The 19054-nt window shown below is 65.0% G+C and carries 5 protein-coding genes and 1 tRNA gene; 5 read left to right on the forward strand and 1 reads right to left on the reverse strand.

All coding sequences use genetic code 11. The features are described from left to right. The 4 genes from ACXJKJ_RS17155 to ACXJKJ_RS17170 all read left to right on the forward strand — a co-directional run. Positions 1 to 670, forward strand: a 670-nt coding sequence (locus ACXJKJ_RS17155; protein ID WP_457391224.1) for a DUF4384 domain-containing protein, incomplete at its 5' end; no start/stop codon positions are given. A gap of 3 nt (positions 671 to 673) precedes the next feature. Further along, positions 674 to 1321: a hypothetical protein gene (locus tag ACXJKJ_RS17160; protein ID WP_457391225.1), complete on the forward strand. Its 648-nt coding sequence runs from the start codon at positions 674 to 676 to the stop codon at positions 1319 to 1321. A 147-nt stretch (positions 1322 to 1468) separates the two neighbouring features. Further along, positions 1469 to 2032: an RNA polymerase sigma factor gene (locus ACXJKJ_RS17165; protein WP_056194288.1), complete on the forward strand. Its 564-nt coding sequence runs from the start codon at positions 1469 to 1471 to the stop codon at positions 2030 to 2032. A 109-nt stretch (positions 2033 to 2141) separates the two neighbouring features. Then, a tRNA-Met gene (locus tag ACXJKJ_RS17170) sits at positions 2142 to 2218 on the forward strand. A 184-nt stretch (positions 2219 to 2402) separates the two neighbouring features. On the opposite strand, the gene ACXJKJ_RS17175 is transcribed toward ACXJKJ_RS17170, so the two are convergent. Beyond that, on the reverse strand, positions 2403 to 3902 hold the full coding sequence (locus tag ACXJKJ_RS17175) for a protein adenylyltransferase SelO (protein ID WP_457391226.1): 1500 nt from the start codon (positions 3900 to 3902) through the stop codon (positions 2403 to 2405). A gap of 297 nt (positions 3903 to 4199) precedes the next feature. On the opposite strand from ACXJKJ_RS17175, the gene ACXJKJ_RS17180 reads away from it, so the two are divergent. After that, positions 4200 to 18839, forward strand: coding sequence for a hypothetical protein (locus ACXJKJ_RS17180; RefSeq protein WP_457391228.1), 14640 nt, complete (start codon positions 4200 to 4202; stop codon positions 18837 to 18839). The last annotated feature ends 215 nt before the right edge of the window (positions 18840 to 19054 follow it).

Genomic DNA, 19054 nt, shown 5'->3' on the forward strand with positions numbered 1-19054 from the left:
GCTGTGGCTTGGCCTGGGCTTGGCCGGCCTGGCGGCTGCCGGTGCAGCGGCCTGGTTCGCGACGCGGCCTGCAGGGCCGGCCGAACCGATTGCCGCGGCGCCGGTGTCGGTCCCGGCAGTCGCTCCGGCTCCCGCGCCTGCGCAGGCCGAACCCGTTGCGCGAGATCTGCCCAGCCAGTTCCGGTCCCTCGTGGCGCGGCACAGCGACGGCTTCGACGTGCAGGCGCAGGCCGAGCGCGCCAGCCTGCGCATCGACCGCGACGAGCTGCGCTTCAGCGTCAGTGCCTCGCGCGAAGGCTATGTCTATGTGCTGCTTGCCGGCCCCGACGGCAGCCTCGTCCAGCTCTACCCCAACGACAAGGCCAAGAACAACCACATCGGTGCTGGCGAGACGCTGCGCCTACCCGGTGCCAGCTGGCCGCTCAAGGCCAGCGACCCGCCGGGCCCGGAGCACTTCTTCGTCCTCGTTGCCGCCGAGCCGCGCAGCTTCGCGCCCTGGTCCACCGAGAAGGAGCCGAGCTACGGCTTCCTGACATTGCCGGCCCAGGGCCCGGCCGGCGGCACGGCGCCGGGCGCATCGAGCTGGCTGCTGGGCCAGCCGGATTGCGGCCACCCCAATTGCGCGGCTGACTATGGTGCCGCGGTGTTCAGCGTGGAAGCCGTCAAGTAGCCGATGTTGCGGAACCCGGCCGCGCTCGCGGTTACCTATGGCATGCCGGCCGCTTCTGCTGCCGACACCCTTCGCCGACCTCCGGACCGTGTTCTGAACCCCACCCAAGCCCCGGTCGCCCAGTTGCTGGCGACGCCTCAAGCCCCCCAGCTGGGCGCCTTCGTGAGCGCCGCGGCCGCCGGGCAACTGCTTTGGGCCAGCCCGGTGGAAGGCCGGCTCGAAGTCTGCAGTGGCGCCACGCCGGCGGGCGCGGTTTGCGCTGACATCGGCCGCCTCTTCGTCGCGGCGCTGCGCGAGCATTTCGGCGACGCGGCCAGCGCCATCGCTGAGCGCGAATGGCGCCTCAGCCAGCGGTCACGCCGCCTGCTGCCGGCGCGCACCGTCAAACGGGCCGTGGCTTGCGCGGAGTCAGCCCTGGGCCTGCTGATGGCCCAGTCCTATCTTTTGCAGATCGAGTTCTCGGCCGTCATGCTGGGCTGGCGCTTTCGCCGCGTCGCCGACGGCCTGGGCCTGGATCCGGCCAGCCTCGCCATCGAGCGCCGTCGAGCTTTGGACCAGGCCCTGGCCCCCGACTTCAGCCTGCCGCCACCCGCCGATGCCGAGGCGCTCGCCGCGCGGCTGCGAACCCTGCTCAACCAGCTTTCGCATTGACTTCGTGATGTAGTTCACGGCCTCAGGGGTTAACCCATGCCCATAAATGTGGGGTGGGGCGGGTCTGCCTTGTCGCAAGCTTTGCCGCGACGGCGTCTGATCAGACAGGGCGGCCACTTCGGCCGCTTCATCCGCTCGGAGCCCGTCATGCAGCCCCAGTGTCAACCGATTCGCCACCCCGCAGCAGCCGACCCCAACGTCATCTTCTCGGAGCTGTTCGGCGAACACCGTGACCGCCTCTACCGCTTCGTGCTGCGCCATATCGGTGACAGCACCGAAGCCGAGGAACTGGCCCAGCAGGCGTTTGTCGAGGCGGCGCGCACCTACGAGCACTTCCGCGGCGAGTCGCAGTTGTCGACCTGGCTCTACGGCATTGCGATGAACCTGGTGCGCAACCACCTGTCTCGTGCGCCGTCGCGGCTCTACCGCTTTGAGGACGAGTCAGCGTTGGAGGCCACGGCTTGCCTGCACGCCAACCCGGAGCAGCAATGCCATCTGAACCAGTTGATGGCCTTGCTGCAGATCGAACTGGACGGCCTCATGCCCGAGATGCGCGAGGTATTGCTGCTCGTTGCCATGGACGACATGAGCTACGAAGACGCCGCCGCCCTGCTGTCCGTGCCCATCGGCACCGTGCGCAGCCGCGTGTCGCGCGCCCGCTCGCACCTGCGCACCCGGCTGCAGGCCCGCGGCGCCCAGCTGCCCTTCTGATCACGGGTCATTTCATCGATCGCGGGTGGCGTGCCGCTACGGTTCGCTACGAGCACGGCCACGAGATTTGCCTCAACGGCCGAATCTCGTATATACTGCTAGCTTCAGTCGCGGGGTGGAGCAGTCTGGYAGCTCGTYGGGCTCATAACCCRAAGGTCGYAGGTTCAAATCCTGCCCCCGCAACCAAGAAATTAAGAGTCCTGTGAAGGACTTAGCAAAGCCCGCCAAGTGCGGGCTTTGTCGTTTCTGGCTGGCTTTGACGGGTCTTGTGGCGTCCCAAGATGGGGATTCGGTCGAGCAGGCCGTTGGTCATCTCGTCGGCATCGCAGGCGCAGCGGGACGTCTCCTTGGTTGTGCTGGCCGGTGCGGTTCAGGTGCCGCAGAAGGTGCGGAATCGCGCGGTCACCTCGGTGGGCGCCGGCACCGCATAGCGTGTCAGGAGCGCCGCCTCATCCCAGGGGTTGAGCAGCGCGGCCAGTAGCGCGTTGAAGGGCTGCAGATCGCCCTCGGTCGCGGCGGCCAGAGCTTCTTCGACGAGGTGGTTGCGCGGAATGACTGCGGGGCTGGCGCGGCGCATGCGCGCGACGCGCGCCGTGCCGTCGAACTCGCCATCACGGGCGCAACGCTCGCCCCAGCGGGACAGCCACACGTCCAGCGCCGCGCGGTCGGCGAAGAGGTCGCGCAGCGGCTCGGGGCGGCCTTCGGCCGCGGAGGCCAGATGGCGCCAGGCGAGCGTGAAGTCGACCGCTTGCATGTGCAGCAACTTCAGCCAGTCGTCCGCCAGCGCGGCATCGGCCTGGTCGTCGGCTGGCGTGGCAGCGAGCAAGCCCAGTTTTTGCCGCTGGCCCCGCAGCAGTTCGCCGGCCAGCAGCGCGGGAAATTCGTCGATGACGGCCGTCGCTTCGGCCACGGCGCGCTCGATGCCCGGCTCGTCGTCGGCGCTCGCCATCAGCGGCAGCAAGGTCTCCGCGAAGCGCGCCAGGTTCCAGCGGGCAATGCCGGGCTGGTTGCCATAGGCGTAGCGGCCGGCGTGGTCAATGCTGCTGAAGACGGCTTGCGGGTCATAGGCCTCCATGAAGGCGCAAGGGCCGTAGTCGATGGTCTCGCCGGACAGCGCCATGTTGTCGGTGTTCATTACGCCATGGATGAAGCCCACGTTCAGCCACTGCGCCACCAGCCTGGCCTGTCGCTCTGCGACGGCGCGCAGCAGCCCGAGATGGCGGTCGGGGGCCCCGGCGAGCGTGGGGTCATGGCGGGCGATGGTGTAGTCGGCCAGGTGGCGCAATGTGTCCAGGTCGCCACGCGACGCGAAGAACTGAAAGGTGCCCACGCGCAGATGGCTGGCGGCCACGCGGGTCAGCACCGCGCCGGGCAACGGCGTCTCGCGGTACACCGGCTCGCCGGTCGCCACCACGGCAAGGGCGCGCGTGGTGGGGATCCCCAACGCATGCATGGCCTCGCCGATCAGCACCTCGCGCAGCATCGGGCCGACCGCCGCCTTGCCGTCGCCGCCGCGCGAGAACGGTGTGCGGCCCGAGCCTTTGAAGGCGATGTCGCGGCGCTGGCCCGATGGACCGACCACTTCGCCGAGCAGCAGCGCACGGCCGTCGCCCAGTTGCGGCGAGAACCCGCCGAACTGATGGCCCGCGTAGGCCTGCGCAACGGGCTCGGCATCGTCCGGCAGCAGGTTGCCGGAGAAGAGGGCTGCGGCGTCCAGGCCGCTCAGCACGTCGGCCGGCAGGCCCAGCTCTTCGGCCAATTCAGGATTGGCGAACAGCAGGCGCGGCTCTGGAACCACGGCAGGCTTCCAGGCCACGGCGGCGCCGGGCAGTTCGCGGGCGTAGGTATGGGTGAAACCGAAGCGATGCATCTGGACCCTGATATGTCGGACGCCAGTGTGCCGGCAAACAGTGGGCCTTTGCGGCGGAGGTTTAAGCAGGCTCGCCTGCCTGCCCGCAGAAGGCGCAATCTCGTTCAAAGGCGAAATGACCTGCGCAAAGGACCGCGTTCTCTGGGCTGCCAGGGTTGTTTTGCCAAGCCCGCGATGAACGCCTGCGACCTGCGGCCGCGCACCGACGATGTAACAAATTGCGTCAATAGCTAAACCGAAACGAATCGGTCTGGATAACCCTCTCTGGTATCCAACTCCAAAGAGCAGGGAAGCAGCATGGTTTCGGTCGTGACGGGTAGTGGCAACGGCTTGGTCAACACCTCCAAAGACGTGTTGGGCGGGGCGGGCGGGATGGGGCAGGCCGCCACGGGGCGTGCCGGCGAACAGATCACCGTCAACGCGGCCAACGGCAACCTCGTCATCCAGGACCGCGACGAATACCTGGTGGGCGTCGGCCCGGACGTCGACCTGCTCCGCACCTACAACAGCCAGGGCGGCTGGGATGGCGACAACGCCGACGGCTGGCGCGTCGGCTACTACCGCCAGGTCACGCTGACCAGCGGCCCATTCAACGCGGACGGCAGCGTGGCCAAGCGCGTCGAGGCTGATGGCACGGAGCGCAGCTACACCTGCAACGCCGGGGTCTACGTCAGCAAGGAAGGCGGCGGGCAATACGACACGCTGAGCTACGCCGGCGGCGTCTGGACCTGGACGGACGGCGACAGCGGCGTCAAGGAAACCTACGCCCTGGGCAACGGCATCTACCGCCTCACCCAGGTCACGCAGCCCGAAGGTCATTTCGTGGCGGTGACCTACAACGCCAGCGGCCTGATCGACACCCTGGGCACCTACAAGGCCGGCAGCGTCGTGGGCACCAACGCGCCGGACGAGAAGGTCACGCTCACCTACAGCAGCAACCAGCTCGGCAGCATCACCACCAGCTACCTGGAAGCGGGGCAGAGCAAGACGCGCAGCGTCACCAGCTACACCTACTACCCGGCCGGCTCGGGCATCAAGGCGGGCAAGCTCCAAACCGTCACGACCGACCTGACGCCCGGCACTGCCGGTTTGGCCGACGGCAAGCTTTACGCCGTCACCTACGACTACGACGCCAACGGCCGGCTCAGCAGCCTGCAGCAAACCGACGGCAGCCGCTTCACCGTCGAGTACTACGGAGATGGCCGCGTCAAGTCGCTCAAGGACGACCAGAACCGCCTGACCAGCTTCAGCTACGACAGTGCCAGCGGCACCACCACCGTCACCGACCCGCTGAACCAGGCCACCACGCTCAAATACGGCGCGGCGGGCCAGTTGCTGGAAGTGGCGGGGGCGGCCCTGGGCGGGGCCAGCTTCAAGCAAAGCCACACCTACAACAGCGCCAGCGGTGACCTGCTCACCAGCACCAACGCCAAGAATGAGACCACCACCTACGCCTACGACGGCACGGGCGGGGGCAACGGCGCCTGGACGCGCCGCACTGACGCGGCCGGCAACGTCACCGAGCGCAGCTACGACGCCACCAGCAAGCTGCTGCTGAGCGAGACCGTCTACAGCGTGGCCGACGCCGATGGTCCGGGCGGGCCTGCCCCCACCGGCGGGAGCACCACCCGCTACATCTACGGCAGCAACATCGCCAAACGCCAGCTGGCCTATGCGGTGGGCCCCGGCGGGCAGGTCACCAGCTACACCTACGACGCCAAAGACCAGCTCCAGCGCCGCACGACCTACACCGCGGCCTACTACACCTCCACCTCCTTCACGCTCAGCTCGCTGTCCAGCTGGGCGGCAAGCCAACCCGCCAGCGCCGCCCGCCAAGTCACCGACTACGCCTACGACCTGCGCGGCCAGGTGACGCAGGAGACCCGCTACGCCACCGGCAGCAGCGGCGAGGCCAGCACCGCCCAGACCACCTACAACGCCTTCGGCCAGTTGCTCAGCCGCCAGGACGGCTCCGGCGTCAAGCTGAGCTACGAATACGACGGCCTCGGCCGCGTCACGAAGACGACGGACACCAACAGCGTCCAGACCCTCTACAGCTACGACGACCAGAGCCGCAAGACCAGCGTCCAACTCGACAACGGCCAGACCACCGTCCAGCTCTTCGACACCCAAGGCAACCTCGTCAGCAGCGATGTGCTCGGTGCGGGAAACACAGCCGGCAACCCGAAGGCCCTGGGCCAGACCCTCTACAGCTACGACGCCCTGGGCCGCCTGTGGCGCGTGCAGGATGCCACCGGCGTCGCCAGCTACAGCCTCTACGACGTGAGCGGCCGCAAGAGCGCCGACATCGCGCCCAACGGCCAGCTTACCGAGTACTTCTACGACGGCGCCGGCCGCCTCATCCAGAGCATCGCCTACGCCAAGCTGCTGGACAGCACCACCTTGCAGGGGCTCGGCGCCTCAAGCACCATCGCCGGCGCGCGCCCTGCGGCCGACACCGTCAACGATCGCATCACCACCTATTACTACGACACCGCCGGCCGCCTGCAAGGCCGGCTCGACGCCGACGGCTACCTTGTCGAGAGCCAATACGACGGCGCCTCCAACCTCGTCAAGGAGACCCGCTACGCCACGGCCCAGAACGTGGTGCGCCTGAGCACCGCCAACGGCACCACCCAAAGCACCGTCCCGTTACTCAACCGCCCGGGGAGTACCGGCAACGACCGCGTCACCCGCAACCTCTACGACGTCTCGGGCCAGCTGGCCGCGCAGATCAACGGCGAGAACGTCCTGACCGTCTGGACTTATGACGGTGCAGGCAACAAGCGCAGCCAGCTGCGCCGCTCCGCGCCCCTCAGCGCCACCGAGCAGACCTACTCTCTCAGCCAACTGCAGACCCGCAACTACATGCGGAACGAGAACCTCCAGGGCCTCAATCCGCTGGCCGACGATGAGTTCACGCAGTGGATCTATGACGACAAGGGCCAGCTCATCGCTCAACTCGACGCTGAAGGCGCCCTCACCGAATACAGCTACGACGGTGCCGGCCGCCTGCAGGACACCTTGCAATATCTCAAGCAGGGTGCGAAACCCATCGGGATCGCTTTAGTCAACGTGTTGCCCCCGCCCATTGATCCGGTAACACACGTCCCGACAGGACAACCTACCCCGGTCTACGGCCCCGCGTGCTTCACCTTCGTCCGCTCCGGAAGTGGCAGCGCGACTGTGCCACTGGACACCCTGCGCGCAGGCCTCGGCACCCCCCTCAAGACCACCCGCAGCTACAGCACCCTCGGCCTGCTGCTGCGCGAGACGGCGGTCGACGGCACCCAGACCCTCTACCAATACGACAACCTCCAACGCCTGCAAAGCGTCACGCGGGCCGAAAGCCAGCCCGACGCCCGCACCCAGCTCATCGGCTACGACGACTGGGGCCGCGTGCAGACCACCAGCCTGCAAGGCGATGCGGCGGGCGTCACCGCAACCTACGACGCCGCCGGCCGCAAGACCAGCACCACCGACGCGCGCGGCACCAAGACCGTCTACTACTACGACGCCCAGGGCCGCCAGCAATACGCCGTCCTCATCGACCCCCTGCTCGGCGGCGAGGTGAGCGAGACGATTTACAGCAACTTCAACGAACTCACCGTCACACTCACGCACGCGCAGCGCCTGGGCACGGCCATCGCCAACGGGTTGGCCGGCGGCGCTTCCACCGCCACCCTCGCCGGCCAAGTGGGTGCGCTGGCCAACACCGCCAAGGACAACAAGCAAACCGTCCTTTACAACCGCCGCGGCCTCATCCAGCAAGCCATCGACGCCCTCGGCTACAAGACCGACACCAGCTACAACGCCTTCGGCCAGGTCGACAACACCATCACCGACACGGGCACGGCGGCGTCAGGCCTGCGGCGCCTGACCACGACCTACACCTACGACCGTCGCGGCGACGCCGTGCGGCGTGAGTTCAGCGGCACGGGTGTGAGCAACGTCGCCACGCAGGCCTACTTCGACGCCCTGGGCCGCCTGCAGTACAGCATCGACGAGCGCAACCAGACCACCAACTACACCTACCTGCGCGACACCGGCAATGGCCGGCAAGTGACGGTGAGCGATCCGGCGGGAGACGTCACCACCACCTACGACGCGCTGGAGCGTGTTGTCAGCCGCAAGGATCGCAACAACCACACGGTCAGCTACACCTACGACGCCGTCGCTCGCACGATGACGATGACGACCGAGGAGGGCGTGCAGGTGGTGACCGAGACCACGCGCCACGGCCAGGTCTACAAGGTCACAGATGCCTTTGGCACCACCACCTACGCCTACGACACCCACGGCAACCTGTTGACTACGACAGACGCAGCCGGCAATGTCACCAAGAACACCTACGACCTCAACGACAACCTCACCCAGGTCATCCATGGCCTGAAGTCCAACGGTACGGCGCTGCCGACCGACGACGGCAGCGCCGTCACCACGGGCTACAGCTACGACGCGGCCGACCGGATGCTCACGCAGACCGTGAACCCCGGGGCGCAGCAGCTTGTGACCACCTACAAGTACGACGGCCAGGGCCGCCGGGTCGAGATCACGGACCCGCGGGGTACCGTCACGACGCAATCGTTCAACGCCAAAGGGGAGCTTCAAGAGGTCGTCATTGACCCCGTCAACGCCACTGACTCACCTGAAGTCGCCGCAAAGCGGCTCAAGCTCAAGACCAGCTACAGCTACGACGCCCAGAGCCGCGTGCTCACCGTCATCGAAGGCGACGGCACGGCAGCGGCACGCCGGACCGACTACAAATACGACGCGCTGGGGAACCGCACAGAAGAGATCGTCGACCTCAATGGCATCGCGCTGCGCACCCGCTACGAGTACGACGCGGCCGGCTACGTGCTGGTGAAGCGCAACGCGCTGGATGAAGTGGTCGGGCGCTACCGCTATGACGGCGCGGGCCGGCTGCTGGACAGCATCGACGGCACGGGCGCTGTGACCCGCAACGTCTACGACAAGGGCCAGCTCAAGGCCACGCTTGCACTGCCCACCCGCCTGGGCGCGGGATGGGCGACCGACCTCGACAGCGCACTCAGCACCAAGATCAATGCATTGATCGATGGTGGAGAGGCGGTCAACCTTTTCGTTTACGACAAGGACGGGCGGCTCACCTACAGCGTGAATGCGGCCGGCGAAGTGAGCCGGCGCATCTACGACAAGGCCAACCGGGTCGTGGAGACCGTGCGCTACGAAACCAAGCTCAGTAGCCCAACGGCAGCGACCGTGGACGCGCTGGCCGCGCAGGCAGCTGGCCTTACCGAAAAACCGCTCAATCAGCACAGCTACGCCCGCTACGACGCCATCGGCCGCCTGACCTACAGCGTCGATGCGACGGGTGCCGTCAGCCGCTTCGAGTACGACCGCAACGGCCACGTCGTCAAGCAAAGCCGCTACGCCAACCGAATCACCTTGCCGCTGGCCGACGGTGTTGACCCCAGCGTCACGCTTGCGCTGAGCAGCGATCGCATCGACTACTTCCTCTACGACCCCATGGGCCGGGAGCAGTTCCACGTCGATGCCGAAGGCTACGTCACCGAGACCCTCTACGACGACGCCAGCGGCACTATCACCACTCGGCGGTATGTTGATCGCCTCTCGTTCAGCGGCACGCCCACGGCGAGCGCGATCGCGGCCATGAATCGGACGGGTGTCGCCACCTTCGGCCGTCAGGTCGACCGGGCCGGCCGTCTCAGCGTCGAATCCGACAATGGCGTGAGGACCGTCACCGCCTACGACGAAGCTGGGCGGGTCAAGACGGTGACTCAGGCGGAGGGTCTGGCTGAACAGACCATCACCAGCTACAGCTACAACACTGCAGGCCAGCGCACCGAGATGACGGTCGCATCGGGCAGCGCTGCTGCGGCCACGACGAAGTATCGGTACGACGGACGCGGAAATTTGCAGTGGGTTGTCGATCCGCGCGTCGTGCCGCTCACCACAGGCGATACGGCCTGGGAGCGCGCAGAGCGCAAACGCCTGGGCTATATGGAGGCCCTCAGCGACGTCTCGGAGGGCGCGAAAGAAACGCTGAAGAATATTTATTCCACCGAGTTCACCTACGACCTGATGGGTCGCGTGATTCGGTTCAAGCAGTACCTGGATACCTACAACCAGGTCATTACCGTCACCGAATACGACGCCTTCGGCAACGCATCGGTCATCACCGACCCACGCGGCAACAAGAGCTACCAGGTCTTCGACAAGGCCAACCGCTTGGTCCAGGGCATCGACGCTGAAAGCTATCTCACCGTCTACTCCTACGACGCCTTCGGCAACCTTCAGAGTTCCCGGCACGTGGACGCCAAGGTGTCAGGGATTGTGGCCGGCAAGCCCGTGGCCTATGCGGCCAACGACGCTCTGGACAGCGTGGCGTCCGCAAGCTACGACAAGGCCAACCGGCTGCTGACGCGGACCGAATGGGCCAACAGCGACAACGAGACCTATACCGAGGGCGCGTCCGGCTCGCTCAACGCCTTCGGCGAACGCGACGCGGCGATCAACAAGCTGGGCGGCGTCACCAGCTACAGCTACGACAAGCTCGGCCGGCTGACCCAAGAGACCCTGCCCGTAATCTCGACCAACGAGGAGGGCGCTGAGGCCAAGAATGCCCAGGGCTTTGCGATCAAGGTCACCAACGCCTACGAGTACGACAGTCGCGGCAACCGCGTCAAGGCCACCGAGGCCGTCGGTCTGCCTGAAGAGCGTGTCACGGAAATGCGCTACGACGAAGCGAACCGCCTCGTGTACCGCATCGGCCGCGCCTACACGGCCGTCAGCGCTGACGGCAGCACGGTCTCCTACACGCCGGTGGACTACACCGGCTACGACCACCTCGGCCGCGTTGTCGAAGTCGTGCGGCGCGGCAACTGGTCGGGAAGCGGCGTCGTCAGCGGCAGCGGTAGCCGCAGCCTGAGCTACTACAACGCGCGCGGCGACGTCGTGGCTCGCGTCGCGCCGGACGGCGCCTACACCACCTACACGCTGGACGCGGTCGGCAACGTCTTCACCGAGACGGCTCTGGCAAAGGCCTTGACGTCCGCAACTGCGGGCGGCGACTTGCCGCCGGTCGAGACGACTGCTGGCAAGGACCGCACCACACTGCGTCTGTACGACCAGCTCAACCGCATGGTCGAAGTCCAGGTCGTCGGCATGCGCTACTGGGAATCCACCGGCAGCGACGACAGCAACTTCACGACCGCCCTGCAAACGCCGGGTGTCATCAAGGTGCGCAAGCTGGCCTACGACGCCAGCGGCAACATCGTGCAGGACACGGATGCGCGCGGCAATTCGGTGTACCGGTACTACGACAAGCTGGGCCGCCAGACCCTGAGCATCGACCAGGAAGGCTACGCCACTGCCTGGGACTATGGCCGCCACTTCATGGCCGCCACGAGCCAGACTCGCTACGCCGGAGCCTTGACCTCAACGCAATACGTGCGCCAGGATGACTTCGCCAGGAATGCTGCGCTGCGCGACCCGGTGGGCATCCTGGGGTACCTGAGCCCGATCGACCGCCGCAAGACGGAATATGACCTGGACCGCCTGGGCCGGGTCACCGAGCAGCGCGTGCTGGACGTTGCTGCGAGCGTCGTCGACGCCAACGGCAACATCAGCACCAGCTCGCAGACGGCCCGCACGCAATACTTCTATAACGGCCTGGACGCAGTGCGCTTGACGCGCGAGTATGTGGGGGCCGGCACGGGCGGCACCGGCTGGAACGAGACCACCGTCAAGTTCGACCTGCTGGGCCACGAGACCCAGCGTATCGCGCCCGCCTTCAAGGACTACCGGGGCACCGATGTCCAGCCGACGACGGACACCAAGTACGACGGCTTGGGCGCCGTCACTCGCATCATCAAGCTCGGCGAGACGTCCTCCCAGGACCGCGTCACCAAATACCGCTACGACCACCGCAACGGCGACCTCGCTGGCATCGTCGATGCCAACGGCAACCTGACGAGTTACGCCATCGGCACCAACGGCCAGCCCAGCCGCGTCACGATCAATGTGAGCGACGCGAATGGCGCGACCCACAACGTCATCAAGACCTATGTCTACGACGCCATGGGACGCGTGACCACGGCCAGCGACATCGGCACCGGCGAGGTGCGGCGCACGCGCTACAACGCCTTCGGCGAGGTCGAGGCCCGGGGGCTGGGCACTGCGGACGTATGGCAGGAACGCATCGACTACAACGCGCTCGGCAAGATCGAGCGCAGCAACAGCGGCGACGGTGTCACGCGGTTGTACATCTACGACCGCAACGGCAATGCCACGCGCCAGATCACGAGCACGGGCGTCGATCTGCGCACCGTGTCGCTGGATGCGGCGGCGGTAGACGCCACGCTCATCCACAGCTTCAGCGCCTACAACAATCGCAACCTGCTGATCAAGACGGCCGACATCAAGATCAGCTACCTGAAGGACCAGACCACGCTGTCGGCCGCCTTCGTTAAGCAGATGACCGACCTGTACGGCGCGATCACGGTGGCGCCGCCCGATCCGTTGAAGAACCTCCCGACCGAGATCACGGGCACGGGCGGCGCCTTCTACGCCAATCCCAATACCGGCGGGGCGGCCAGTTCGCTGTATCCAGCGAGTTCCGGCGTAGCCCAGATGGATCGACTCTTCGTCCTGGCGCCCGCCAAGCGAACCGCCCAGGTGAATCAGGCGAATGACGTCGTGAAGGACCCAGGCAGCGGTGGCAATGCGACGTACCTGCTCTTTTCAAGGGATCTGCTTCCCGGCCAAAGCGGGGTTGTCTATGTCCGCAAGGTGGGCATTGGTGATTGGGCGACCGTGGGTATTGCCGCACAAGGTGGCCAGTCCGTGTCTGGCGCACTGCCGGCGGGCGAGGGCCAATGGGCCATCATCGTTGCGTCTCCGGATGGCAAGCTCTATCGCAGCAGCTACACGGTGACCAATGGCGTGGCGGTCGTGGATAGCGCGATGACGACGGTCATGACGCTGGCCTCGCCAGTCCCAAGCCTGAACATTCCGCTCGCATATTCCACAGCGCTGTCGAGTCAGGCGGTGATCACCATGGATGTTCGACTGAATGGTTCGACGTACAAGGCGACGCTTGACGGTTCAACGTTGAGCTTCCCGTATGGCTTGACCGCCACGTATGCCGGCGGAAATTTGTCAATTCCCTGGGCAACGATCAAAGCCCTTGTGCCTGGGCTCTACGAGTTCTCGACCCGCTCGATCAACTACGACATCACGGTTTACGGGGCGCCGACCATCACGACGGAGAGACGCAACATCCTGGGCAATGCCAGTGGCATTTGCGAGGCGGGATTCGACGGCACGGCAAACGTCGCCAGCATGGTCACTACGCAGACCAAGTATTTCCCGTGGGTCCAGCTGCCATTTCTCAACACCAGCATCCCGGGCTGGATCGATCTCAAGGATGAGGGCCAAGGCCCCAATGGCCAGTACTCCGGTCTGCCGGATCGGGACCTGCGGCGCTACGACGCTGGCTCCAATACGCTGATCAACCTGCAGGATTTCGTTCCTGCCAGCGGCATGCGCACGATCACGGTGAGCTTCACCGCCAACGCATACGGCAGCTCGGTCGCGTACAAAGGCCATATCGACCTGTATGCGAGTGGGTATGCGTCGCTTCGCGATCTGAATGCGCCGGCCCCCGGCGTGATCCTCACGCTGCCCGGTGGCGCCAAGACACTTTCATTGCTGCGCCTGCTTCGACCTGGGCAGGGCGATCCGCGCTATGTCGGAGGCAATCTGACGCAATGGTGCCCGCCAGGCGCAGCGCCGGGGACTTGGACTTGGCCGGTCTACGCCAACCAGACCGGCGTGTGGAACATGTACTACGAGGCCCTGGGCGCCGATGGCAGCATCGTGGCCAAAGGGACGGGCTGGTACGAGTTCAACGCCGATGGCACGATGAGATCCGCCACGGCCGCGCCGGATGTCATCCCGGACTACCTGACGCTCACGCCGCCGGCCAATTCGGCGGACTTCACGCTGAAGTACCGGCTGAAGAACTCCACCGGTGCCTGGACCCCGGTCAGTCGCGGCAACGGCCTGGTCATTGACGGCAGCCGCCTGAAGTTGTCCTCGGCGAACTTGCTGCCGCCGAACGGCGGCTCCATGGTGGAGTACGAGTACACCTACGAAGCCAAGACGGCCAGCGGCGGCATTTTGAGCAAGGGTGGTGGCGAGTTCCAGGTGATGAAGTACGGGGCCGTGGTACCCACCAAGATGTATCAAGACCGCGTGCCGCTGCAGCCCATTGTCTTCAAGGGCTCGCCCGGTCGCGGGGACGCGAAATTCATGCGGCTCACCTACACATCGACGGCGACCGGCCTTGCCGTTACCCCGCCGGACATGGAGGGCGCCTGGGTGGGCGATCAGGTCACCGGTTATTACCAGTACACCTGGACCACGCCCTTTGACAGCCGATCGATCGCCGCAGAGGAAACCTACAACATCGAACTTGCGCTGCTGAACGCCTCGAAGGCGGCGGTGATGGACGAAGCCGGCAACGCCATCGTCACGCACGGCACCATGAAGGTGGGTGGCTCCTCCGAGAAGCCCTGGGAGATCAAACAGAACGTGGTGTCCATCACCAAGGACGCCCAAGTCAAGCGCTTCCAGACCTGGAATGCCTTTGGTGAGATCGCCTCGGAATTTGATGAGCGCGTGCTGGAGCGCGCCCAGGCCCAGGTAGCCTTCTACAGCAGTGACGCGAGCGGCCTCAAGGGCGCCAGCCCGTATGTTGTCGACGCCAATGCGGTGAAAACCGAGTTCGTCTACAACACCCTCGGCAAGCTGATCAAGAAGACGGATCCGCAGACGTTTGAGACGATGGAAAACGGCTTCATCCGCCGTATCCGCCCGGTCACCGAGTATGGATACGACCTGCTTGGGCGCCTGACCGTCAGCACCGACGCCAACAAGCATCAGAGCAAGGTCCACTACGACGGCGATGGCGACGCCAATCGCATTCAATGGGCTGCTGACAATGGCCAAAGCAAGCAGCTCACCGACATCTTCGGGGACGTGCGCTTGCTCGAAAACGCACTCCACGCGCAGACCGAACAGGGCTACGACGCGCTTGGTCGATTGACCTCGGTACACCGCAAAGGCGTGTCCCGGGTGCAGGAATTTGGCGCGACCGAGTTCTCCGGCACCGCACCGGTCACCGCCGACACTTTCATCTACTACGCCTATGACGCGCTGGGCCGGCGAATCAGCCACACCGACGCCCTCGGTCAAGTCGACAAGACCTGGTACGACGACCTGGGTCGCATCACCAAGGCACGGAGTGCCGCTGGCCTGGAAACCGGCTACCGCTACGACTACGTCGAAGCCAGCACCACCGGCGCTGGCGCCGTGTTGGGTGTGGGCGGAATCAGCGTCGGCGGGTACAAGCTCACAACCACTGGCGCCGATGGCCGCACCACGGTCGACAAGGCGGACTACTTTGGCCGCACCACGTGGCACGCCGACCTGAAGGGCAGGGACTTCACCTACAGCTACAACATGGCCGGCCAACTGTGGAAACAGACCAGCACCGCCAGTGGACAGAACATTGAGTACAGCTACCTGCAAAACGGCCTTATCGCTGAGGCGCGTGACCAGGCCACGCACGTATTGAGCCGCTATGGATACGACGACGCAGGCAACCGCACCAGCGAGTCCTACGTTCAACTGCTTGACGACAACACAACCGTCAGCAGCAGCTACCAGACCAGCACGATCGCCTACGACGAACTCGGTCGCGTCGCCCGCGTGTGGGACGGCGTTGTAGAAGGCACCGGCTACGACTTGTCCCGTACCCATGACGTGCGCTACGAGTACGACGCCGTGGGCAACCGCCGCGCCGTGCACGCTTTCTACTGGAATCCGCTGGACCGCAGCGTGCGTGGTGAAGACGTCTTCTACTACACCTACGACGAAGCCGACCGATTCACCACCACCAAAGGCATGCTCAACCGCCGCGGCACGTCCGAAACCGACGCTGGCGCCAGCATCGGTTTGGGTTTTGCTGGCTCTCAGGCCGTCAAGATCGGCTATGACAAGGCCGGCCAGCGCACCTCGGCCACCACGGTCGATGGCACCGTCGAGACCTACACCTACAGCTCCGACGGCTATCTCGAAGACACCTACATCAAGACCGCGGCCATCACCGCCCCGCAACTGCGCGCGCGCCGCCGTGTCGATGCCATTGGCCGCACCGTCGAGTACAAGGAATGGAGTGCCGACAACCGCACGATTCAGTCCACCTCCAGCAGCTACGACAACGACAACCGGCTGCTCACGCAGAAGTTTGTCAGCAGCAATAGCCTCAATCCCACGGACACCAGCAACAACTACACCCTCAGCTATCGCTACTACCAAAAGTTCGACGCGACGAAAGGCACGAACGACGTCCTGACCGACGCCAACCAGACCGGCGCGGGACAGCTGGCGAGCATTCTCCAGACGCCAGCCCCTCAGCCTGGCCAGCCCCTGACGGTCAGCACCACCACGACTTACGCCTATGACTACTGGGATGACGCCAAGCAATCCGTCATCACCAAGTACATGCTCAACCAGAACACGACCAGCACGCTGGGCTACAACGTCAACGGTCACCTCAAGAGCAACACCGATACGGGTACCGGCGTGACCCAGATCTACGTCAACAACGCCAATGGCCAGGTGTTGCAGCGCACCAGCACCGGTATGGCCCACTACTTCTACTATGCGGATGGGCACCGTATCGGCGACGTGGGTAACACCCCCGACGACAAGCTGCGTGTGAGCTACGCCGAGCAGCTTGCCCACCGGGGGGCTGAAGACGCCGAGGCGCGCCGTGAGCGCTACAAACACCCCAGCCCAGTCACCAGCGCCGACTTCGATCAGAACTACGAGCCCATCAACGCCAGCTATCCGGGTGCTGCCGCCGGCGCCTACACCGTGCGCCGCAACGGCGAGACGCTACGCACCATTGCGCAGGCCTTGTGGGGTGACTCGAGCCTCTGGTACATCCTCGCCGAGGCCAACGGCATGCTCAATGACAGCTCGCTGATTGTCGGGCAGGTGGTCGTGATCCCTAACAAGGTCACGAACATCCACAACAACAGCCAGACCTGGCGACCCTACAACCCCGGCGAGGCTATCGGCAACGTGGACCCGAACTGGTCCGAGGCCAACACGGCGGGGTTCAAGAAGCTGGGCGAGGACATCCAGCGCTCGATCGGCAGCGCTATGAACAACTTGGCCACGGGCAATTGGATGATGCAGATGAGCGAGCAAATCGTCGCTTCTCAGGCCATGTTCTCCATGACGATGTATCAGCAGAGTGCGGCTTTGTCATTGCGCAACCAGGCAGCCGAGGCGCAGAAGAACAACGCACCGCCACCACCGCCCAAGCCCACGGGAGACCCGGCCAAGGATCGGCAACTCCTCAAGGATTTGTTCAACGACCCGCGCTACCGCAACGACGTGAAGGACGCGGTCTACGCCGTCACAGGCGGGGGCTCGGTAACGTTGGCCCAGCACATGTCAACGGTGGGCGAGGGTGTGCGCTTGGGAGCAGTGAATGTCGACGCGTTCTGGTGGCGCGAGACGGCGCTGGGCGCGTTTGGCAATGCCATTGGTGGCAGTCTGGCCAGCCAGTCAACGCAGGGCCAAGGGCCGTGGTCGTCGGCGGACTACCGCAATGGCTCGGACATCGAAAGCGACAACGCCATGTCGCTCACCCCGGCACAGTCCATCGCAAAGGACTTCTACGGCCAACTGGTCGGCATGATGTCCGGCACAGGGGCGCCCCGTGACACGAGCAACGACGTCTTGGTTGCTGCTGCCCCGGGCTTTAGTGGGCTTGGCAGGGACCGGCTCACCTTGGGCGACCGCACGAGCGATGCGCAGCTGGAGAAGCTGAGTCGAGAGGCAGAGGTCAAAGACCGCATCGCCTACATGTCGGACACCATCGCCATGTTGAAGGAGGCGTTGAACGGCCCCGGGGCACCCGGTGGAGGCATCCGAACGCTTGCAGGCTCGTCGCTCGAAGCCGTTCAGAGAATCACGGCGGAAGACCTGTCGCTGGCGCCCGTTGCAGGAGGCTCGCTCGGGGAGATTGGCTCCGTCCCGAGCCTCGCGGCTGCGCTGCAGTCCTCTAACGATGCCAAGGCAGTCGCTGGAACGCTCAACATCTTCGGAGAAGCTTGGGATGCAGCTCGTCAGGGCAACTGGTCGCAGGCATGGGCACATCTGAACTACGAGCCTTCCGACGCAGCGCGGGCAGCCGTTTATGCGCGCGTATTCCCGCAGCCCAATCCAGTCTTGGCGAGGATTGATGCTGCAGCCGGTGGCCCGATTGGTGCAGCTTCTGTGCTGATGACACGGAACTCAAGTGCCCGTGACCAGTACTACGCCGCCCAAGTGGGGCAGCAGCTAGATGGAGCAATTGGTTCGTGGGGAGGCGCCTATGCAGCCCGCAATCAAGTGTCCGCCGCGTTCACAGGCGTGCAGACCAAGTTGGCCCCGGACAACGTCCTGGTGTACCGTGCTGAAGCAACCAGCGGAAGGTCGCAGCGCGTTTTTATCGACGCGATGAATAACGTAACGCTTCCGGAGGTGCTGACCAATAAGGGGCGCGGCCCCGAGCGCGCGCTGTACGTCGGGTTTGACGCGGCGAGAGCCACTGAATTTATGCAGCAGCGAATCGACCGAGGCGCTGAAAGTAGCACGGTTCGTGCGTTCCAGGTCCCACGAAGCTTCCTTAACGAACTCCGTTCGACTGCCGTGCCGGAAGATTGGAAAACGGACTTCCCTGGAGCACCCCTACGTGCAGACCCAACAAAGGCAGCGGACCAGTACGGGTTGAGGCCGACCCAAATCGACGCGCTGCGGCGCAACATAATTCCCGGAACGGGGATGCAACTATTTTTTGATGAGCCATGACTAACGCGCTATATGAGGTGCAGGTTCGCGTCTTGAATCGAGATGGGTGCGGCTTGCCAAGTGACTTTGCGGGTGCGGTTATTGCGTGCTACGTCGCTGCTACGGACCCGTTGAACGCGGTCAAGCGCGCGAAAATTGCTGTGGAGCGTCTTAACTATGGGTATGACGATTTGGCGTCAGACCAGGTCCGTGAGCTCGACATGTCCGGGTGGACG

Source organism: Roseateles sp. P5_E1 (assembly GCF_054049335.1).